The 19,806-nt window shown below is 72.1% G+C and carries 16 protein-coding genes; 6 read left to right on the top strand and 10 right to left on the bottom strand.

All coding sequences use genetic code 11. The features are described from left to right. Nucleotides 1-169: 169 nt before the first annotated feature. The 3 genes from ychF to ACFRCR_RS04360 form a co-directional block, all read right to left on the bottom strand. Nucleotides 170-1,255, bottom strand: coding sequence for a redox-regulated ATPase YchF (gene ychF / locus ACFRCR_RS04370; RefSeq protein WP_377675785.1), 1,086 nt, complete (start codon nucleotides 1,253-1,255; stop codon nucleotides 170-172). 160 nt (nucleotides 1,256-1,415) lie between these two features. Beyond that, the gene (locus ACFRCR_RS04365; protein WP_377675784.1) at nucleotides 1,416-3,002 is read right to left on the bottom strand and encodes a hypothetical protein; all 1,587 of its coding nucleotides are present in this window, start codon (nucleotides 3,000-3,002) and stop codon (nucleotides 1,416-1,418) included. Next, a complete protein-coding gene (locus tag ACFRCR_RS04360; RefSeq protein ID WP_377675783.1) occupies nucleotides 2,984-3,868 on the bottom strand; it encodes an ABC transporter ATP-binding protein in 885 nt (294 codons plus the stop codon). Before ACFRCR_RS04360 ends, ACFRCR_RS04365 begins: the two co-directional genes overlap by 19 nt. A 163-nt stretch (nucleotides 3,869-4,031) precedes the next feature. Between ACFRCR_RS04360 and rmuC the strand changes: the two genes are divergently transcribed. Beyond that, entirely contained in the window at nucleotides 4,032-5,636 is a 1,605-nt protein-coding gene (gene rmuC, locus ACFRCR_RS04355; protein WP_377675782.1) for a DNA recombination protein RmuC, read from the top strand. Nucleotides 5,637-5,901: 265 nt separating this feature from the next. On the opposite strand, the gene ACFRCR_RS04350 is transcribed toward rmuC, so the two are convergent. Then, entirely contained in the window at nucleotides 5,902-6,921 is a 1,020-nt protein-coding gene (locus ACFRCR_RS04350; protein ID WP_377675781.1) for a 4-hydroxy-3-methylbut-2-enyl diphosphate reductase, read from the bottom strand. A 352-nt stretch (nucleotides 6,922-7,273) separates the two neighbouring features. Here ACFRCR_RS04350 and xseA point away from each other — a divergent pair, with 352 nt between their 5' ends. Continuing rightward, nucleotides 7,274-8,548, top strand: coding sequence for an exodeoxyribonuclease VII large subunit (gene xseA, locus ACFRCR_RS04345; protein ID WP_377675780.1), 1,275 nt, complete (start codon nucleotides 7,274-7,276; stop codon nucleotides 8,546-8,548). Between the two features lie 90 nt (nucleotides 8,549-8,638). Continuing rightward, a complete protein-coding gene (locus ACFRCR_RS04340) occupies nucleotides 8,639-8,908 on the top strand; it encodes an exodeoxyribonuclease VII small subunit (protein ID WP_191794428.1) in 270 nt (89 codons plus the stop codon). A 22-nt stretch (nucleotides 8,909-8,930) separates the two neighbouring features. Here the strand turns inward: ACFRCR_RS04340 and ACFRCR_RS04335 are convergent, their stop codons facing one another. From ACFRCR_RS04335 to ACFRCR_RS04320, 4 genes are all read right to left on the bottom strand, one after another. Then, complete coding sequence (locus ACFRCR_RS04335; protein ID WP_377675779.1) at nucleotides 8,931-10,199, bottom strand: ABC transporter ATP-binding protein; 1,269 nt, start codon at nucleotides 10,197-10,199, stop codon at nucleotides 8,931-8,933. A gap of 178 nt (nucleotides 10,200-10,377) precedes the next feature. Then, the gene (locus tag ACFRCR_RS04330) at nucleotides 10,378-11,232 is read right to left on the bottom strand and encodes a carbohydrate ABC transporter permease (RefSeq protein ID WP_191794430.1); all 855 of its coding nucleotides are present in this window, start codon (nucleotides 11,230-11,232) and stop codon (nucleotides 10,378-10,380) included. Further along, entirely contained in the window at nucleotides 11,229-12,227 is a 999-nt protein-coding gene (locus ACFRCR_RS04325) for a carbohydrate ABC transporter permease (RefSeq protein WP_377675778.1), read from the bottom strand. Before ACFRCR_RS04325 ends, ACFRCR_RS04330 begins: the two co-directional genes overlap by 4 nt. Beyond that, entirely contained in the window at nucleotides 12,224-13,519 is a 1,296-nt protein-coding gene (locus ACFRCR_RS04320; protein ID WP_377675777.1) for an extracellular solute-binding protein, read from the bottom strand. The genes ACFRCR_RS04325 and ACFRCR_RS04320 overlap by 4 nt, the downstream gene beginning before the upstream one ends. Before the next feature lie 254 nt (nucleotides 13,520-13,773). Here ACFRCR_RS04320 and ACFRCR_RS04315 point away from each other — a divergent pair, with 254 nt between their 5' ends. Together ACFRCR_RS04315 and ACFRCR_RS04310 are read left to right on the top strand one after the other, a co-directional pair. Continuing rightward, nucleotides 13,774-14,406 (top strand): carbonic anhydrase, encoded by a 633-nt coding sequence (locus ACFRCR_RS04315; protein ID WP_138827280.1) that lies wholly within the window; start codon nucleotides 13,774-13,776, stop codon nucleotides 14,404-14,406. Between the two features lie 103 nt (nucleotides 14,407-14,509). Continuing rightward, nucleotides 14,510-15,919, top strand: coding sequence for a class II fumarate hydratase (locus ACFRCR_RS04310; protein ID WP_377675776.1), 1,410 nt, complete (start codon nucleotides 14,510-14,512; stop codon nucleotides 15,917-15,919). Between the two features lie 189 nt (nucleotides 15,920-16,108). Here ACFRCR_RS04310 and ACFRCR_RS04305 read toward each other — a convergent pair whose 3' ends face one another. Then, nucleotides 16,109-16,597, bottom strand: a complete 489-nt coding sequence (locus ACFRCR_RS04305; RefSeq protein WP_377675775.1) for a MarR family winged helix-turn-helix transcriptional regulator — start codon at nucleotides 16,595-16,597, stop codon at nucleotides 16,109-16,111. Between the two features lie 73 nt (nucleotides 16,598-16,670). On the opposite strand from ACFRCR_RS04305, the gene ACFRCR_RS04300 reads away from it, so the two are divergent. After that, complete coding sequence (locus ACFRCR_RS04300) at nucleotides 16,671-18,053, top strand: FUSC family protein (RefSeq protein ID WP_377675774.1); 1,383 nt, start codon at nucleotides 16,671-16,673, stop codon at nucleotides 18,051-18,053. 100 nt (nucleotides 18,054-18,153) lie between these two features. Here ACFRCR_RS04300 and ACFRCR_RS04295 read toward each other — a convergent pair whose 3' ends face one another. After that, a complete protein-coding gene (locus ACFRCR_RS04295; RefSeq protein WP_377675795.1) occupies nucleotides 18,154-19,413 on the bottom strand; it encodes a PhoH family protein in 1,260 nt (419 codons plus the stop codon). Between the last annotated feature and the right edge of the window lie 393 nt (nucleotides 19,414-19,806).

Here is a 19,806-nt window from a genome sequence, read left to right as displayed (position 1 = left end):
TGGCCGGTACGGTGCTGTTTCCCGTTCGATACCCGGTGAAACCGGTACGTAACGGACCGGAAACACAGGACGGGCGCCGCCCGCGTCTCACGATGCGGTGGCACCCGTCCCAGAAGTGACGAATGTGTCGGACGTCTCAGCCCCGCCGAGGCACGGCCCTCGAACGGCGTCAGACGTTGAAGCGGAACTCCACGACGTCCCCGTCGACCATGACGTAGTCCTTGCCCTCGATGCGGGCCTTGCCCGCCGCACGGGCCGCCGCCACCGAGCCGGTCTCGACGAGGTCGTCGAACGAGATGACCTCGGCCTTGATGAAGCCGCGCTCGAAGTCGGTGTGGATGACCCCGGCCGCCTGCGGAGCGGTCCAGCCCTTGCGGATCGTCCAGGCGCGCGACTCCTTGGGCCCGGCCGTGAGGTAGGTCTGCAGGCCGAGCGTGTCGAAGCCGACGCGCGCGAGCTGGTCGAGGCCCGACTCCTCCTGGCCCGTCTCGGCGAGCATCTCGGCCGCCTCCTCGGGCTCGAGCTCGACGAGCTCGGACTCGAACTTGGCGTCCAGGAAGATCGCCTGCGCCGGCGCGACGAGGGCGCGCAGTTCGGCCTTGCGGTCCTCGTCCACGAGGCCCGCGTCGTCGGTGTTGAAGACGTAGATGAACGGCTTGGCCGTCATGAGCTGCAGGCTCGCGATCTCGGCCAGGTCCAGCCCGGCGGACCTCGCGCCCTGGAACAGGGTGATCCCCTGCTCGAGCAGCGTCTGCGCCTTCTGGGCCGCGGCGAGCAGGACGGGGTCGCCCTTCTTGATCTTGACCTCCTTCTCGAGGCGCGGCAGCGCCTTCTCGAGGGTCTGGAGGTCCGCGAGGATCAGCTCGGTGCTGATGGTCTCGATGTCGTCCGCCGAGTCCGTCGAGCCCTCGACGCGGATCACGTCGGGGTCGTCGAACGCGCGGGTCACCTGGCAGATCGCGTCCGCCTCACGGATGTTCGCGAGGAACTTGTTGCCGAGCCCCTCCCCCTCGCTCGCACCCTTGACGATCCCCGCGATGTCCACGAAGGACACGGTCGCGGGCAGGATGCGCTCGCTGCCGAAGATCTCCGCGAGCTTGTCCAGCCGCGGGTCCGGGAGGGACACGACGCCGATGTTCGGCTCGATCGTCGCGAACGGGTAGTTCGCGGCGAGGACCTGGTTGCGCGTCAGGGCGTTGAAGAGGGTGGACTTGCCGACGTTGGGCAGGCCGACGATGCCGATTGTTAGAGCCACGGGGCCTGAGTCTACGCCGAGCCACCGCGCGGGCCGCTCGCGCCGAGGGGGCGGTCGGCAGGCAGACGGCCCGACGGCGCCGCCCGCCCCGGGCGGCCACGTGCACTGCGGCACGGGCGCACCTGGGCGAGCGGCGCCGTCGGGCCGCTGCAGGAGACGCCTACTTGTAGCTCATGACCTGCTGGAGGAGCTCCGGGCCCCGCTGGTCGACCAGGCGGCCGCCCCAGCGCATGCCCACCACGAGGAAGACGACCCCGAGACCGACGCCCACGACGAGCGTGAGCCAGCCCCAGACCGCCGCCCCCGTCAGGACGTTCGTGAGCGCGAGCCCCGCGGCCGGCAGGCACAGGGCCGTGAGGACCAGCATGGTGATCATCTGCGCCACGAGCGTGGCCATCGCGGCACCCTGCGGCGACTTGAACGGGCTGTCCCCCGGCTTGGGCACCGGGTAGAGCAGGCGTGCCGAGACCACGCTCGACACACCCAGCCCCGCACCCAGCACGCCCAGGCTCAGCCCGATCGTGGCGACCAGGAGGTCCCACCGGCCCGTGAAGGCGACCGAGGCCACCGCGAACACGAGCACCACCGGCACCCCGATGACCGCGGCCGCGAGCACACGACCCGCCCGGTCCGCGAACCCGCTCACGCCCGACGACACCTGCGTCCAGAACGCGGTGTGGTCGTACGCGACGTCCGCCGAGATCGAGAACCCGAACGTGAAGGCCGTGACAGGGCCCAGCACGAGCATGAGCTCCTTGAACCCGTCCCCGCCGCCTGTCCCCATGCTCGACCCGACGAACCACAGCAGGACGGGGAGCAGCGGGACCACGGCGATCGAACCCGAGTAGCGCGGGTCGCGGAACCAGTACGTCAGGCAGCGCGCCGCCACGGCGCCCACGGGCGTCGCCGGGAACCGGTCGAACCAGCCGAGCCCCTTCGACTTGCCGGCCGAGGCGCCACCGTGCGGCGCGACCAGGGCCTTGGCGAGTGCGCGGTCCCACACGACCCACGCCGCGACCAGGACGACCACCGCGATGGCGAGCCGGGCGAGCGCAAGGCCCCAGGCGCCGTCGGACACCGCGGACGCGACCGCCCACGGCGCCCCGAACGGCGTCCACCCCAGGACGTCCGCGACGACCGGCAGCACCTCCTGGCCGCGCGCGATCGCCGACGTCGCCCAGCCGATGATCGGACCCGCGAGCATGAGGGGCACGAACGCCGCGATCGACAGGACCTCGCGGTAGCGCCGTGAGTCGAGCAGCGGGGCGAGCGCGGTCGTCGTCGCACGGGACCCGACGACGCACAGCGCGACCGCGAGCAGCGCGCCCACGAGCGCGGCCAGGGCCGCGAGCGGCGAACGCCACCACGCGAGCGCCGTGCCGGCCGAGGCGACGAGCGTCACGATCCCCGGGATGCCCACGAGACCCGCGACCGCGAGTCCCGCGAGGAGCTGGCGCTGCGGCACCGCGAACGTCACGAAGCGCTGCGGGTCGAGCGTCGCGTCCACGCCGAAGGCGAACAGCGGGACGATCCACCACGCGAGCACGACGACCGACCCGACGATCGTGATGATCTGGCCCGCCATCTCGGGGGCCGTGGTGCCCAGGACCGTCAGGCCGATCAGGGCCATCGAGATGACGCCCAGCCCGTAGAGGATGCCGAGGACCAGCCCCACCGTCTGCCACACGCTCTTCTTGAGCGTGTTGCGCAGAAGGGTGAGCTTGAGCCTTACGAGGTGCGCAACCACGACAGCCCCTCCGTGGTCTGGCGCCCGCCGACCAGGTCGACGAAGCGGTCCTCCAGGCTCTGGCCCGCGCGGACCTCGTCCACGGTGCCGGCCGCGAGCACGTGCCCGCCCGCGATGACCGCGACGTGGTCGCACATGCGCTGGACCAGGTCCATGACGTGCGAGGACACGATCACGGTGCCGCCGCTCGCGACGTAGCCGTTGAGGATCTCACGGATGTTGGCCGCGGAGACCGGGTCGACGGCCTCGAACGGCTCGTCGAGCACGAGCAGGTTCGGGGCGTGGATCAGCGCCGAGGCCAGCGCGATCTTCTTGGTCATGCCCGCCGAGTAGTCGACCACGAACGTGTTCGCGTCGGCCGCCAGGCCCAGGGCCTCGAGCAGGTCCGCGGTGCGCTCGGCGACCGTCTCACGGTCCATGCCGCGCAGCAGGCCCGCGTACGTGATGAGCTGGGCGCCCGTGAGCCGGTCGAACAGGCGTACGCCGTCCGGGAGGATGCCGAGCAGGCGCTTGCCCTCGAGCGGGTTCGCCCACAGGTCCAGGCCGTGCACGTGGACCGAGCCGAAGTCCGGGCGCAGCAGTCCCGTGGCCATCGACAGCGCGGTCGTCTTGCCCGCGCCGTTGGGGCCGACGAGCCCGTAGAACGAGCCCGCCGGGACGTCGAGGTCGATGCCCGCCACGGCGATCTTCTCGCCGAACTTCTTCCACAGCCCGCGGACCGACAGCGCAGGGGCCGTGCCCGCCGCGTGGGTCGGGGGCGCGGGCGTCGCAGGGGCGAGGACGGGCGCGGCAGGCGCTGCGGGGTACGCGGGCGCTGCGTCGGCAAGGGGTGGGAGCTGGTCGCGGGGCTCAGGTTCGTGGGCCATACGGACAAACCTAGTGGAGCCGGGCGGGGTCCCCCCAGGAGATATGTCATGTCTTTCCAGGTGGGAGCCGGATTCACCCGTGCGCACGGCCGCTCAGGACCGGCGACGCGCCCGACGGCGCAGCTCCCCGCACCCTGTGGGTGGCACCTGGCAGAGTGCGGGCATGGACAACGCCCTGCCGTGGCTCATGCTCGTCGTCGGACTCCTCGTGGGAGCCCTCCTGGGCTGGCTCGCGCGCCGCACCTCCCCCGACTCCGGGCGCGCCGAGATCGGCCGGCTCACCGGCCTGCTGTCCCAGGCCCAGCAGGAGGCCGCGCGCGGAGCGGGCCTCGCCGAGCGGCTCGCGGCCGAGCGCGAAGGGTTCGAGCGCCAGCTCCGCACCGAGCGCGAGGCGTTCGGGCGCCAGCTCGCGAGCACCGAGCGCGCCGCGGACGAGCGCCTCGACATCGAGCGCGCCAACCACGAACGGTCGATCGAGGACCTGCGTGCGGGCTCCGAGAAGCGCCTGGCCGAGATCCGCGGCGACCAGGCCCGGCTCGAGGCCCAGTTCGAGGCCCTCGCCCGCAAGGCGCTCGCGACCAGCTCCGAGCAGTTCCTCACGCAGGCCGAGGAGCGCTTCAAGCGCAGCCAGCAGGTCGGCGAGGCCGAGCTCGCCAAGCGTGAGCAGGCCGTCCAGCAGCTCGTCGAGCCCCTCAGCAAGGCCCTCGACCAGGTCAAGGCCGAGGTCTCCGCCGCCGAGCAGGCGCGCCGCGAGGCCCACGGCACGCTCGCCGAGCAGGTCCGCGGCATGCGCCACGACTCCGAGGCGCTGCGCGCCGAGACCTCCCAGCTCGTCACCGCCCTGCGCTCCTCGCAGGTCCGCGGGGCGTGGGGCGAGCTCCAGCTGCGCCGCGTCGTGGAGGCCGCAGGCATGATCCCCCACGTCGACTTCATGGAGCAGGACCAGGTCACGACCGACGACGGCGCGCTGCGCCCCGACATGGTCATCCGGCTCGCGGGCGGCAAGAACGTCGTCGTCGACGCCAAGGTCGCCTTCCTCGGCTACCTCGACGCCCAGCAGACCACCGACCCCCGCGTGCGGGCCGAACGCCTCGCCGCGCACGCCCGCCACTTCCGCAAGCACATCGACGACCTCGCGGGCAAGCGGTACTGGGACCAGTTCAGCCCGGCCCCCGAGTTCGTCGTCATGTTCGTCCCGGCCGAGTCGTTCCTGTCCGCCGCGATCGAGCAGGACCCGTCGATCCTGGAGTACGCGGTCGCGAAGAACGTCATCATCGCGGCGCCCATGACGATGATCGCCCTGCTGCGGACCGTCGCGTACGCCTGGCGGCAGGACGCGCTCGCCGCGAACGCCCAGCAGGTGCTCACGCTCGGCAAGGAGCTCCACGGCCGCCTCGCCGTCATGGGCAGCCACCTCGCCAAGCTCGGCCGATCCATCCAGGGCGCCGCCGAGTCCTACAACCGCACCGTCGCCTCGCTCGAGACACGGGTCCTCGTGAGCGCGCGCCGCTTCGCCGACCTCAACGTCGTCGACGAGGACCTCGAGAGCCCCGCCGTGGCCAACCCCCAGCTCAGCGCCGTGAGCGCCCCCGAGCTCCTCGCGTCCGTCCACGAGAACTTCGTCGCGATCGACGAGATCGCCACGGGGTCGCGCGCAGGCACCGATCCGGCGGAGGGCGACGAGCAGGACCCGCTCGACGCCGGGATGCTCGGGACCATCAACGCCCCCGGGCGGCACGAGCGCGACCGCGGAGCAGACGCCTCCTGACGCCCGGGTGAGCATCGCCTAGAGGTGACGCCCGCGCCCTGGTGAGCGGCGCCGTCGGGCCGGTACCTGCGCGACGGCGCGCCAAGCCGTCGACGGTGACGTGCCCCGTCGCCGACGGTGACGGTGACGGTGACGGTGACAGGCTGGACCGCCGACGGTGACGGGGCCCGACCCCTCGCGGGGTGGCGCCTCCGTTGCTGAGGCGCACCGGGGACGGACGAGGCCCGTCCCGGATATCCGGTACGGGCCTCGACGTGCGAACGGCTCAGACGGGCTCGACCGAGAGCGAGGTGCGGTTCTCACGGCGCGGGCGCGCCGGCGCGTTGCCCGCGGCCTTGAGGTCTGCGCGCAGCTCCTTGGGGAGCGAGAACATGAGGTCCTCGGTCGCGGTGCGGACCTCCTGGACCTCGCCGTACCCGCGCTCGGCCAGGTACGCGAGCACGTCGTTGACGAGGATCTCCGGTACCGAGGCGCCCGAGGTCACACCGACCGTCGTGACACCGTCGAGCCACGACTCGTCCATCTCCTGAGCGCGGTCGATCCGGTACGACGCGTCCGCGCCGGCCCCCAGGGCCACCTCGACGAGACGGACCGAGTTCGACGAGTTCGCCGAACCGACCACGATCACGAGCTCGCACTCGGGCGCGAGCTTCTTCACCGCGACCTGGCGGTTCTGCGTCGCGTAGCAGATGTCGTCCGACGGCGGGTTCTGCAGCGTCGGGAAGCGCTCGCGCAGACGGTCGACCGTCTCCATGGTCTCGTCGACCGACAGGGTCGTCTGCGAGATCCAGACCACCTTCTCCGGGTCACGGACCGTGACGTTCGCGGCGTCGTCGGGCGAGTTGACGATCTGGACGTGGTCCGGCGCCTCGCCCGCGGTGCCCTCGACCTCCTCGTGACCCTCGTGGCCGATCAGCAGGATGTCGTAGTCGTCCGCCGCGAAGCGCACGGCCTCCTTGTGCACCTTGGTGACGAGGGGGCAGGTCGCGTCGATCGTCTGGAGGTTGCGCTGGGCAGCCGCCTCGTGGACCGCGGGCGAGACGCCGTGGGCCGAGAACACGACGCGCGCACCCTCGGGCACCTCGTCGGTCTCGTCGACGAAGACCGCGCCCTTGTCGCTCAGCGACTCGACGACGTACTTGTTGTGCACGATCTCCTTGCGGACGTACACGGGGGCACCGTAGTGCTCGAGCGCCTTCTCGACCGCGATCACGGCACGGTCGACGCCCGCGCAGTAGCCGCGGGGGGCGGCGAGGAGGACACGCTTACCAGTCGGGGAAGTCACGTCACGAGTCTAGGCGACGGGCATTCGGTGGCAGGCCCCGCGGGTGGGTCCGGGCGCGGTCCGGGCCATGTCCTGGCAGCAACTCCACAGGATCCTCACGGACCGGGTCGCTGCGCCGAGGGTGACGGTTCCGCCCGCCGAGGGTGACGCACTGGCGTGCCGAGGGCGACCGTGCCGGCCGCCGACGGCGACCGGAGGGACTGCCGACGGCGACCGAGTGAGCGCTCGAGGGTGACGAGAGCGTCACCCCCGGCGGACCCCGGCGTCACCCTCGGCGAACTTGCCGGTCGCCCTCGGCGGGCGCGGGCGTCACCCTCGGCGCCTGTCACACCCATGAGGCAGGCTTGACCCCGTGACCGACCGACCCGCCGACCCCACCAGCCCTCCGGCCTCCCCCGCACAGCCGACCGCCCTCCCCGTCCGGGCCCTCGACACGAGCGCCGAGCACCCGTGGCCCGTCCGGCTCCTGTCGAGCAAGATCACCGCGTACATCGACAGGATGTCCCCCGTCTGGGTCGAGGGACAGGTCGTGCAGCTCAACCGTCGTCCCGGCGCCTCGATGGCCTTCCTCACGCTCCGCGACACCGACGCCGACATGTCGCTCCCCGTCGCGGCGCTCGCCAAGGTCTTCGAGTCCGCGAGCACTCCCCTGACCGAGGGGGCGCACGTCGTCGTCCACGCCAAGCCTGTGTTCTGGCCCAAGCGCGGGTCGTTCCAGCTCCAGGCGAGCGAGGTCCGCACGGTCGGGATCGGTGAGCTCCTGGCCCGGATCGAGCACCTCAAGCGCATCCTGGCGGCCGAGGGCCTGTTCGACGCCGACCGCAAGGTCCCCCTCCCGTTCCTGCCCGCGGTCGTGGGCCTCGTGTGCGGGCGTGAGTCCAAGGCCGAGCACGACGTCGTGGTCAACGCCCGCGCACGCTGGCCCCAGGTGCGCTTCGAGATCCGCGAGGTCGCGGTGCAGGGCGCGAGCGCGGTCTCGCAGGTCAGCGCAGCGATCGCCGAGCTCGACGCGCGCCCCGACGTCGACGTGATCGTGGTCGCGCGCGGCGGTGGCGCGGTCGAGGACCTCCTGCCGTTCAGCAACGAGGCGCTCGTCCGGGCCGCGGCCGCGTGCCGCACGCCCCTGGTCAGCGCGATCGGCCACGAGACCGACACGCCGCTCCTCGACCTGGTCGCGGACTACCGCGCCTCGACCCCGACGGACGCCGCCAAGCGCATCGTGCCCGACGTGGGCGAGGAGAGGGCGCGCGTCCTGCAGGCGCGGTCACGGATCCGGGCCGCGATCACGCACCAGCTCCAGCGCGAGCAGTCCCGGCTCGACAGCGCACGCTCGCGTCCGGTCCTCGCGGCCCCCGAGACGATGATCTCCACGCGCGAGCAGCACGTGCTCGCGGCCCGGGACCGGGCCCGGCACTCGCTCGACGCGATCCTGCTGCGCGCGCACGGCGAGGTGGACCGCCTCGCCGCCCAGGTGCGCGCCCTGTCCCCCGCGTCGACGCTCGAGCGGGGCTACGCCGTCGTGCACGGGCCCGACGGCGGGATCGTCCGCTCCCCCGACGACGTGAGCCCCGGCGACGCCCTGCACGTGCGGCTCGCGAGCGGCGCGATCGACGCCACGGTGCGCTGACCCGAGCACCCCGCCCGGTCTGAGCCCAGCCCGCCCAGCCCTCCATGCACCGACGACCACAGACCCTCAGCACCAGGAAGGCCCTCCACCATGAGCAGCACCACCCCGCCCCCCGCCGACGTCGCGACGCTGACGTACGAACAGGCGCGCGACGAGCTGGTCCAGGTCGTGTCCCGTCTCGAGGCCGGCGGCGAACCGCTCGAGGCCTCGCTCGCCCTGTGGGAGCGCGGCGAGGCCCTCGCGGCCCGCTGCCAGCAGTGGCTCGACGGCGCACGCGAGCGTCTCGCGTCGGCTCGCGCGGCGGACGGCGCACCCTCCGCCCCGGTCGACGCCCAGGACGCAGGCACCGAGGACGACTGACCGGGACCGACCCGGCCGAGGGTCACGCGCTCCTGCGCGCCTGGCCCTCGGACTGCGCCTGGGCCCGTTCGAGCGAGGCGCGCCGGTCCTCCTCGTTCTCGCGGTCGAGCCGGTCCACCTCGTCCTGGTCGTGCGTGAGGTTCTCGCCCGTCTCGGGGTCGAAGACCATCATCTTGTCGGGGTCGAACCAGAGCTCGGTCGAGTCGCCGTCACGCACGCGGGACGCCGAGTTGAGCGCGACCACGAACTGGGTGCGCAGTCCTTCGCCGTCGAGCTCGCGGTCGAGCTCCTCGAGCTGGGCCGCGACCGAGGCGTGCATCTCGAACGGCACGTAGGCGTAGAGCTCGGCGCCGAGCCACTCGGTCACGTCGATCTGCGCGTCGAACGTCCGCCCCCGGTCCTTCTTGGACGGGTCGACGAGGCGGGCGTCCTCGAAGTGCTCGGGGCGCAGTCCCACGATCACGAGCTCACGCTCCCCGATCGCCGAGACGATCCGCTCGGGCAGCTCGAACGTGCCGAACGGCAGCTCCATGCTGCTCCCGGAGACCTCGCCGGGCAGGAAGTTCATGGGCGGTGACCCGATGAACCCCGCCACGAACAGGTTGACGGGCTGCTCGTACAGCGCGCGCGGGCTCGCGATCTGCTGGAGCTCGCCCTTGCGCAGGACGGCGACCCGGTCGCCGAGCGTCATGGCCTCGGTCTGGTCGTGGGTCACGTAGACGGTCGTGGTCGCGAGGCGACGCTGGAGCCGCGCGATCTCGGTGCGCATCTGCCCGCGCAGCTTGGCGTCGAGGTTGGACAGCGGCTCGTCGAACAGGAACGCCTTGGCGTCGCGCACGATCGCGCGGCCCATCGCGACGCGCTGGCGCTGCCCGCCGGACAGGTTGGCAGGCTTGCGGTCGAGGTGCTCGCGCAGGTCGAGGAGGTCGGCGGCGTGCTCGACCTTCTCGCGGATCTCGGCGTCGCTGAACTTCCCCTTGGTCAGGCGCAGCGGGAACGCGATGTTCTCCGCGACGGTCAGGTGCGGGTAGAGCGCGTAGTTCTGGAAGACCATCGCGAGGTCGCGGTCGCGCGGCGCCTTCTCGTTGACGCGGTCGCCTTCGATCAGGAGGTCGCCCGAGGTGATGTCCTCGAGGCCGACGATCATGCGCAGCAGCGTCGACTTCCCGCAGCCCGAGGGGCCGACGAGGATCACGAACTCGCCGTCGGCGATGTCGATGCTGACGCCTTTGACGGCGGGGAACCCGTCGCCGTACTTCTTGACGATGTTCTTGAGGGTGATGGAGGCCATCAGCTCTCTCCTCGGTCGGGGGACGGGCGGCGAAGGGTGCGGGGACGGGACAGGGGCGCGCGGGGGTGCCCGACGACGTCGCGCACCTCGACGCGCCGTCGTCCCCGGGCGGGGCACGCCACGCGTGGGAAGACACGCCCACGCGGGGTGGGAAGCGCCGTCGGGCAGGTCGTGGCGCTCATCCCTTGACCGCCCCCTGCGTCAGGCCCGAGACGATCTGGCGCTGGAACAGCACCACGAGGATCACGACGGGGATCGTCACGACCACGGCCGCGGCGGAGATCGCGCCCGTCGGCTCCTCGAAGTACGACGCTCCCGTGAAGAACGCCAGGGCGGCCGGCACGGGCCGTGCCGCGCTCGTGGACGTGAGCGAGATGCCGTACACGAAGTCGTTCCACGCGATGAAGAACGCGATGAGCGCCGTCGTGAAGACGCCGGGTGCGGCGAGCGGCACGATGACCTTGCGGAACGCCTGCCACGGCGTGGCACCGTCGACCTGCGCGGCCTGCTCGAGCTCCCACGGGATCTGGCGGAAGAACGCCGCGAGGGTCCAGATGGAGATCGGGAGCGTGAGCGACAGGTACGGGATGATCAGGCCGAGCCACGTGTCGTAGAGCCCGATGTTGCGCCACAGGTTGAACAGCGGCGTGACGATCGAGACCACGGGGAAGATCGAGACGCCCAGGGCGGTCGTGAGGATCAGACGCTTGCCCGGGAAGTTCAGGCGTGCGATCGCGTACGCGGCGAGCGTCGCGAGGACGACCGCGATCACGGTCGCGATGAGCGAGATGCCGACCGAGTTGCGCAGCGCCGACAGGAACAGCTCCTGCGCCGAGCCGCCCGAGGACAGGATCTGCTCGTAGTTGTCGGTGCTCCACTGCGGCGGCAGGAACGTGCCGGAGTTGAGGTCGCTCGGTCCCTTGAAGCTCGTCATGAGGATCGAGACGACCGGGAACAGCGCCCCCACGAGGACGACGACCGTGATGACGGCCCACCACACGCGGGCCCGGGTGCTCAGGACGCTCCCCATCATCGCTCCCCTCTCGCGCCGGCCAGATCCACCTTGAACAGCTTGATCGCGACGTAGCAGATCCCGATCACGCACAGGAACAGCAGCACCGAGATGGCCGAACCCATGCCGATCTGGAGCTGACCGATCGAGGTCCGGTAGGCCAGCAAGGACAGCACCTCCGTGTTGTTCGCGCCGTTGGTCATGATGAAGACGTTGTCGAAGATGCGGAACGCGTCGAGCGCACGGAACAGGACGGCGACCATGATCGCGGCCTTCATGTTGGGCACGATCACGCGCGAGAAACGCTGCCAGGCGGTGGCGCCGTCGACCTTCGCGGCCTCCTCGAGCTCGCCCGGGACCTGGGCGAGGCCCGCGAGCAGCAGGAGCGAGATGAACGGGGTGGTCTTCCACACCTCGGACGCGATGATGACGAACAGGCTCGTGCCCTGGTGGGCGAACCAGTTGAGGTCCGGCCCGATCCCTGGCACCCAGTCGAACCAGCTGTTGACGTAGCCGGACGTGATGTCGAACGCGTAGAACCACGCGAAGGCCGAGACCACGGTGATGATGCCGTAGGGCACGAGGATCGCGGTGCGCAGGAGCCCGCGCAGGCGCTTGATCGCGCGGTGCATGACGAGCGCGAGCGCGAATCCCAGGACGAGCTCGACGACCACGGACACGACCATGATGAAGAACGTCACCGCGAAGTCTCGCCACCAGACGGGGTCGGTGAGGATCACGACGTAGTTGCCGAGGCCCACGAACGAGCGGTCGTCGGGGGCCGTGAGCTTGTAGTTGAACAGCGAGTCGTAGACGGCCTGGAGGATCGGGTAGAGCGTCACGGCCAGCATGACGACGAACGCGGGCCCGGCGAGGTACCAGCCGAGACGCGCCTCGGCCCGGGCCCGGTCGCTGCGCGCGGCCTTGGCCTTCTTGTCGGGGGTGAGGTCGGTCGCGGGGTCCGGCTCGGGCCGTGCGGGCTGGGCCGGGTGCGCGCCCCGGGTGTCGGTGCTCACAGCAGTCGCTCCCCTCGCAGGACGGCGGTGATGAACTCGGTCGACGTCACGGGCGTGCCGTCCTCGGTCACGCTCGCGGGCGGGTACCAGGTCTGCTGGAGCCCCGTGGAGACCTCGTTGTAGAACGGCGTCTGCGGACGGGGAGCGGCCTGCTCGAGCGACTGCCGGATCACGTCGTACATGGGGTAGGCCTCCTGCACGGCGGGGTCGTCGTAGGCCGCGGTGTTCGCCGCGGGGTTGCCGTCGGACACGAAGTACGCGGCCTGGTTCTCGGCGCTCACGATGCACTGCGCGGCCTCGTAGGACAGGTCGGTGTGCTCGCTGAACGCCCCGACGCCGAGGCTGATGCCGCCGTAGGGCGGGCGCGTGTCCTGCCCCTCGACCACCTGGGGGTACGTCGTCCAGCCGATGTCGTCGAGCAGCGCCTGGTCGAGCGACCCCGCGTCGACGCCGCTCAGGGTCGAGGACCAGACGAACGGCCAGTTGACCATGAACGATCCCTTGTCCCCCTGGAAGAGGGTCAGCGACGCGGCCTCGTCCTCGCTCGGCAGACCGGGCCCGCCGAGGCCCGAGCTCCCGATCTCGCCGATGATCCGTGCTGCGGCGCGGCCCGCGTCGGTCTCGAGGCCGAGCGTGAGCTCGTCGGCCGGCGCCTCGGGGTTCTCGAGGATCTGACCGCCCGCGGACTCGACGAGCGCGTTGATCCACACGGTCAGCGACTCGGCCTTGGCGCCCTGCACCGCGAGGTACTTGTCCTGGTCCTGCGCCGCGGTCATGATCTGGTCCCACGTCACGGGCTGCGTCAGGTCGAGACCCGCGGCCTGGGCGACGGACTTGCGGTACCAGAGGAGCTGGGTGTTGGCCCAGAACGGGATCGCGACCAGCTCGTCCTTCCATGTCGACCCGTCGATCGCGCCCTGCACGACGTCCTGGGTCGTCGCGGTCGCGACGTCGTCGGGCACGGGGGCGAGGAAGCCCGCCTCGGCGAGCTCGGGGATGAACGGCGGGTCGAGGCTCATGAGGTCGATCGACGAGTCCTTGGCCGCGAGGCGGCGCGCGAGCTGTTCGCGCTGGGCAGCGGCGTCTCGCGGCAGCAGGGAGGTCTCGATGCTGTACGCGCCGCCCGAGGCGTCGCTGCAGGACTTCGCGATCGTGGCCTGTCCCCCGTTGTCCGGGTTGATGTACCAGGTGAGCACGGGCGGGCCGGAGCCCTCCCCGGTGCTGCACGCGGCGAGCGGCACGATCGTCGCGACGGCCAGCGCCGCGGCGAGTGCCCGGGTGCTTCGGTGCACGGTCTCCCCTTCGTCCAACGGACGCATCGCTGTGCCCGTCCTCGGTTGGTTCCTCCTTCTAGGGGTACCCGCTCCGGGGACGTCTCGCCACGCGAGGGACATTTCCACCACGCCCGACGGCGCCGTTCGCCCGGGTGCGGGCGTCGCGGTGTCCAGGGGTCTGGTCAGATCGTGAACGCCGTGCACGGCACGGCCCGCGGTGAGCGAACATGGAGGTTGTGACGACGACGAGCAGCACCCCCGAGACCACCTCCATGACCCCCGCCGAGGCCTGGGCCCAGCTCCGCGACGGCAACGGTCGCTTCGTGCGCGACGAGATGGAGCATCCCTCGCAGGGTGCCGCGCGCCGCGCCGAGGTGAGCGTGGCCCAGCACCCCCACACCGTGATCTTCGGCTGCGCGGACTCGCGCGTCGCGGCCGAGATCATCTTCGACCAGGGGCTGGGCGACGTGTTCGTCGTCCGGACGGCGGGTCACGTCCTGGACACCACGGTGATCGGGTCGATCGAGTACGGGGTCAACATCCTCGGGACGCCGCTCGTGGTCGTGCTCGGCCACGACAGCTGCGGCGCGATCGCCGCGGCGGCCCACACGCTCGCGACGGGCGAGCAGGCCGACGGGTTCGTCCGCGCGGTCGTCGACCGGGTCATCCCCTCGATCGTCAACATCACGAGCAGCAAGGGCGGCGTGTCCGCCGTCGACCCCGACACGCTGCGCCGCGAGCACGTGCGCCACACCGTCGACATGCTGCACGGCTACTCCGCGGCGCTCGCCGACGCGGTCGCCGAGGGACGCCTGGCGATCGTCGGCGTCGAGTACACGCTCGCGGACGGCCGCGCGCGGCTCGTCGAGGTCGTGGGCGACGTCGACGACACCCCGGACGTGTGAGACCCGGGTCCCGCCTGCGGGCGGGACCCGCCCGGCGCACCTCGCGCGGGTCGTGCCCGGACCGGTTCGAGAACACCCGTCCCGGTGCGGCACCATTAGGCCCATGACTTCTGCCGAAGCTTCCGACTACCGCATCGAGCACGACACCATGGGTGAGGTCCGCGTCCCCGCGGCCGCCCTCTACCGCGCGCAGACGCAGCGCGCCGTGGAGAACTTCCCGCTGTCGGGCACTCCTCTCGAGCGCAGCCACATCGAGGCCCTCGCTCGTGTCAAGAAGGCCGCCGCGCGCGCCAACGCCGAGCTGGGGGTGCTCGACGAGGACGTCGCGGCCGCCATCGTGGCCGCCGCCGACGAGGTCGCCTCGGGCGTCCACGACGCCCACTTCCCGATCGACATCTTCCAGACGGGCTCCGGCACGTCGTCGAACATGAACACCAACGAGGTCCTCGCGACGCTCGCGACGCGCTCGCTGGGCCGCGAGGTCCACCCCAACGACCACGTCAACGCGTCGCAGTCGTCGAACGACGTCTTCCCGACGTCGGTGCACCTGGCGGCGACCGCAGGCGTCGTGCACGACCTGGTCCCCGCGCTGACGCACCTCGCGGAGGCTCTCGAGGCCAAGGCGGCCGAGTTCGCGACGGTCGTGAAGTCGGGCCGCACGCACCTCATGGACGCGACCCCGGTCACGCTCGGCCAGGAGTTCGGCGGGTACGCCGCGGCCGTGCGCTACGGGATCGAGCGCCTGCAGTCCGCGCTCCCCCGCGCGGCCGAGGTTCCCCTGGGCGGCACGGCCGTCGGCACGGGCATCAACACCCCGGCCGGCTTCCCGCAGCGCGTCATCGCGCTGCTCGTCGAGGACACGGGCCTGCCCCTGACCGAGGCGCGCGACCACTTCGAGGCGCAGAGCTCGCGCGACGGGCTCGTCGAGCTCTCGGGCGCGCTGCGCACCATCGCGGTCTCGATCACGAAGATCTGCAACGACCTGCGCTGGATGGGCTCGGGCCCCAACACGGGCCTGGGCGAGATCTTCATCCCCGACCTGCAGCCCGGTTCGTCGATCATGCCGGGCAAGGTCAACCCCGTCGTGCCCGAGGCCGTCCTCATGATCGCCGCGCGTGTGATCGGCAACGACGCGACCGTGGCCTGGGCCGGTGCGAGCGGCTCGTTCGAGCTCAACGTGCAGATCCCCGTCATCGCGCTCGGTGTGCTCGAGTCGATCCGCCTGCTCTCGAACGCGTCGGTCGTCCTCGCGGACAAGACGGTCGTGGGCATCACGGCCAACGTCGAGCGTGCGCGCGCCCTCGCGGAGTCCTCGCCCTCGATCGTCACACCGCTCAACCGCGTGATCGGCTACGAGGCGGCGGCCAAGGTCGCCAAGCACTCGGTCAAGCAGGGCCTCACGGTCCGCGAGGCCGTGATCGACCTGGGCTTCGTCGAGCGCGGCGAGGTCACCGAGGAGCAGCTCGACACGGCGCTCGACGTCCTGTCGATGACGCGCCCGCCTCAGGCGTGACCGCTCGCTGAGGCTCCTGCCCGGGAGGGCGGGTCTCGGCACGAACCGATGAACGGTGTGGGCCGGGTGCTGTCACCCGGCCCACGCCGTTCGTCGTCCGGTCCGTCGTGCCGCGGTGGGGCGTGACCAGGGTCCCGCGGTCGGTCGTGACCGGAGGGATGTCCTGGGTCGGCACGACCTGGGACGACGTCAGTACTCGACCGGGTCCACGCGTCGCAGCACGATCGCGAGCAGCTCGCCGAGCCGTTCCCGCTGGTCGTCGGTGAGCCCGTCGAGCGCGGCACGTTCGCGGTCGAGCTGGGCTGGGAAGAGCTCGTCGACGAGCCGTTCCCCCTCCTCGGTGAGCGAGAGCAGCACCCCGCGACGGTCGCGCTCGACGACGGTCCGCTCGACCAGCCCCTCGCGCTGGAGGTGGTCGAGCCGCTTGGTGATCGAGGCGCCGGGCGCGCGCGTGATGGTCGTGACCTCGCGTGCTCGCAGGGGGCGCCCCGCGCGGCGGAGCGCGGCGAGGACCTCGAACTCGGGCCGGGTCAGCGAGCGTTGCGCGAGGGCCGCGTCGCTCGACTCGGCCAGCAGCGCCGCGATCCTGGTGATCCGGCCGATCGAGTCGATGGGCGAGAAGTCGACGTCGGGCAGCCGTTCGACCCATTGCGCCCGCAGGCGCTCCACGTAGTCCACGGGATCAGCCTAGAGCCTCGCTCTCGATAGTTCGCATGTGAAACATCTACGAACGAGGCGTACCCTGGACGGGATGCCACCCTCCTCCCCGCCCCTCGCTCCCCCGTCCGCACCCACCGCCCCGACAGCGCCCCGGCAAGCGCCCGTGCCCCTGCACGCACCGGCCGCCCGCCGCTCACCCGTCCGCGCCGCCGCGCGCGAGGTCCTCGACCCCGCGCACCTGCGCGCGGCCCTGCGGCTCACCTCGGTCGACGCAACGCTCGTCGCTGCCCTGCTGTGCGGGGCGAGCGTCGCGATCACGCTCGTGATCGCGGCGACGACCGGCCACCAGGACCTCGCGGGCTTCGCGGCGCTCGGGGCCCTGACCTCGCTGTACGGGCGCTTCGACCCGTACCGGCGCCGGGCGGCGCTGCTCGGGTCGGTCGGCGCGATCATGGTCGGCTCGATCCTGGTCACGACGGCGGTCACCGCAGCCGGCGCCCCGACCTGGGTCGCGCTCGCGGTCGTCGCGCTCCTGGCGGGTGGCATGACCGCGTGGTGCCAGCTCCTGCGCACGGGCGCTCCGGGCGCGACGATCGTCGTCTTCGCCGCAGGCGCCGGGCTCGCGGGGGCACCCACGTTCACCGACCTCGCACCCCGAGGGCTCGCCGGGCTCCTGGGCGTCGCGGTCGCCTGGGCCGTGTGCGTCGCGGGGTTCCTGTTCCGGCCGAGCGGTCCGGCGCGGCTCGCGGTGCGTCGCGCGACCCTCGCCGCCGAGGCAGCGGCCTTCGCACCCGACGACCGTGGCGCCGTCGGGCGGGCACGCGACGCCGTGGCCCTCGCACGGACCGTCCTCGCCGACGACGCGTCGCACCGCCGCACGCGCGCGACCGCCCTGCGCCTCGCCGACGAGCTCTCGGGGGCCGCCGGGACGCCTGCCGACCTGCCACCTCGCCTGACCCTGCGCGCGACCGCGCGCGAGTCCCTCGCGGGAGCGGGCTGGCGGCTGCGCTCGGTGCGGGTGTCCCTCGCGGCCGCCGCCGCGGCAGCGGCCGCGCACGTCGCGGGGTTCGGGCACCCGGCCTGGGCAGCGATGGGCGCCACGGCGACGCTCCAGGGCACGACGACGCAGCACGCCGTGGTCCGCGCGCTCCAGCGGGCGCTCGGCACCGTCGCGGGCGCCCTGATCGCGTGGCCGCTGCTCGACCTGCACCTCGGCTTCCGGGCGACCGCGACCCTCGTCGTCCTGCTGCAGGTCGTCACGGAGATCGTCGTCATGCGCCACTACGGCCTCGCGATGCTGACCATCACGCCCATGGCCCTGCTCATGACGTCGCTCGGCGGGTCGGGCGAGGGCATCGCGCTCGACCGGGCGCTCGACACGGCGGTGGGCGCGGTCGTCGGCGTGCTCGCCGTGGTGCTGGTCCACGCACGGTCTCGCTCCGCGCGGACCCTCGCCGCCACGGCTCGGACCTGACCGAGACTCCGGGCACGCGCGCCGATGCCAGTCCCTCGCACGCGGCGTCGTGACCCCCGGCCCGAGGAGACCGAGGGCCACGACGCCCCGCGGCGACGGCTCAGACCTCGATGCTCTCCAGCATCTCGGTCACGAGCGCCGCGACGGGCGAGCGCTCGGACCGCGTCAGGGTCACGTGCGCGAACAGCGGGTGCCCCTTGAGCGCCTCGATCACGGCCGCGACGCCGTCGTGCCGTCCGACGCGCAGGTTGTCGCGCTGCGCGACGTCGTGCGTGAGGACGACCCGGGAGGACTGCCCGATGCGCGAGAGCACCGTGAGCAGGACGTTGCGCTCGAGGGACTGGGCCTCGTCGACGATGACGAACGCGTCGTGGAGAGAGCGACCGCGGATGTGGGTCAGGGGCAGGACCTCCAGGACGTCGCGGTCCACGACCTCGTCCATGACCTCCTTGGACACGAGCGCCCCCAGGGTGTCGAAGACCGCCTGCGCCCACGGGTTCATCTTCTCGGCCTCGGACCCCGGCAGGTAGCCGAGCTCCTGCCCGCCCACGGCGTACAGGGGGCGGAAGACCATGATCTTGCGGTGCTGCCTCTTCTCCAGCACCGCCTCGAGGCCCGCGCAGAGCGCGAGCGCCGACTTGCCCGTCCCGGCACGGCCGCCGAGCGACACGATCCCGATCTCCTCGTCGAGCAGCAGGTCGATCGCGATGCGCTGCTCGGCCGAGCGCCCGTGCACGCCGAACACGTCCTGGTCCCCCCGGACGAGCTGCACGTGCTTGTCGGCCGTGACCCGGCCGAGCGCCGAGCCGCGCGGCGAGTGGATCACGAGCCCCGAGTGGACCAGGAGCGGCTCGGCGGCCGCGACCGTGGCGGCGTCGAGCGCCGAGAGCTCGACCGACTCGTGCTCCCACAGGTCGGCCATCTGCTCGTCGCTCATGTCGATCTCGCTCATGCCGGTCCAGCCCGAGTCGATCGCGAGCTCGGCCCGGTACTCCTCCGCGCGCAGCCCCACCGCGGAGGCCTTGACGCGCATCGGCAGGTCCTTGGACACCACCGTCACGTCGCAGCCCTCGCCCGCGAGGTTGGCCGCGACCGACAGGATGCGCGTGTCGTTGTCGCCCAGACGGAACCCGGCGGGGAGCACGCCCGAGTCCGTGTGGTTGAGCTCGACACGCAGCGTCCCACCGACGGCCCCCACGGGCAGCGGGGCGTCGAGGCGGCCGTGCTTGACCCGCAGGTCGTCGAGCATGCGCAGCGCGCTGCGGGCGAAGTACCCGAGCTCGGCGTGGTGGCGCTTGGCCTCGAGCTCGGTGATGACGACGACGGGGAGGACGACGTCGTGCTCCGCGAAGCGCAGCATGGCTCGCGGGTCGGACAGGAGCACGGACGTGTCGATGACGAAGGTGCGACGGCCCTCCGAGGCCGCGGGGGTGTCGGGGCTCGTCGTGTCGGGGGACGCGTCCCTGACGTCGGGTGCAGCTCCAGAAGCAGAAGCGGTTCGGACCACAGCAGGCTCCCTCCGGCGCACGGCGCCGTTCGTGCTGGTGGGGCGGGCGACCGGCCGACGGAGGGCCGGTGCCGGCCCTCCTGCGCGGAGCAAGAACTCCATCGGATGGCCTCCCGGAGGACGACGTGTGTCGTCCGTCACGTTCGAAACTACGCCCGTGTGGTTCTCCCGTGTCGAGGCAACACGCCGCGCGTCCGAGATGTCACCTGCCGTTCACACGAGGACGTCCCGCCCACCCCCTGGGAC

The sequence above is a fragment of the Oerskovia sp. NPDC056781 genome (assembly GCF_042789955.1).
GTDB classification, from domain to species: Bacteria; Actinomycetota; Actinomycetes; order Actinomycetales; family Cellulomonadaceae; genus Oerskovia; species Oerskovia rustica.
Note: the sequence above shows the minus strand (reverse complement) of the source record. Positions and strands in the feature narration are given on the sequence as shown.

Coding starts and splice junctions, on each gene's coding strand:
- ACFRCR_RS04360 (WP_377675783.1), bottom strand. CDS start 3,868: ATGGCCCACGAACCTGAGCCCCGCGACCAGCTCCCACCCCTTGCCGAC.
- rmuC (WP_377675782.1), top strand. CDS start 4,032: ATGGACAACGCCCTGCCGTGGCTCATGCTCGTCGTCGGACTCCTCGTG.
- ACFRCR_RS04340 (WP_191794428.1), top strand. CDS start 8,639: ATGAGCAGCACCACCCCGCCCCCCGCCGACGTCGCGACGCTGACGTAC.
- ACFRCR_RS04335 (WP_377675779.1), bottom strand. CDS start 10,199: ATGGCCTCCATCACCCTCAAGAACATCGTCAAGAAGTACGGCGACGGG.
- ACFRCR_RS04330 (WP_191794430.1), bottom strand. CDS start 11,232: ATGATGGGGAGCGTCCTGAGCACCCGGGCCCGCGTGTGGTGGGCCGTC.
- ACFRCR_RS04315 (WP_138827280.1), top strand. CDS start 13,774: ATGACCCCCGCCGAGGCCTGGGCCCAGCTCCGCGACGGCAACGGTCGC.
- ACFRCR_RS04310 (WP_377675776.1), top strand. CDS start 14,510: ATGACTTCTGCCGAAGCTTCCGACTACCGCATCGAGCACGACACCATG.
- ACFRCR_RS04300 (WP_377675774.1), top strand. CDS start 16,671: ATGCCACCCTCCTCCCCGCCCCTCGCTCCCCCGTCCGCACCCACCGCC.
- ACFRCR_RS04295 (WP_377675795.1), bottom strand. CDS start 19,413: ATGCTGCGCTTCGCGGAGCACGACGTCGTCCTCCCCGTCGTCGTCATC.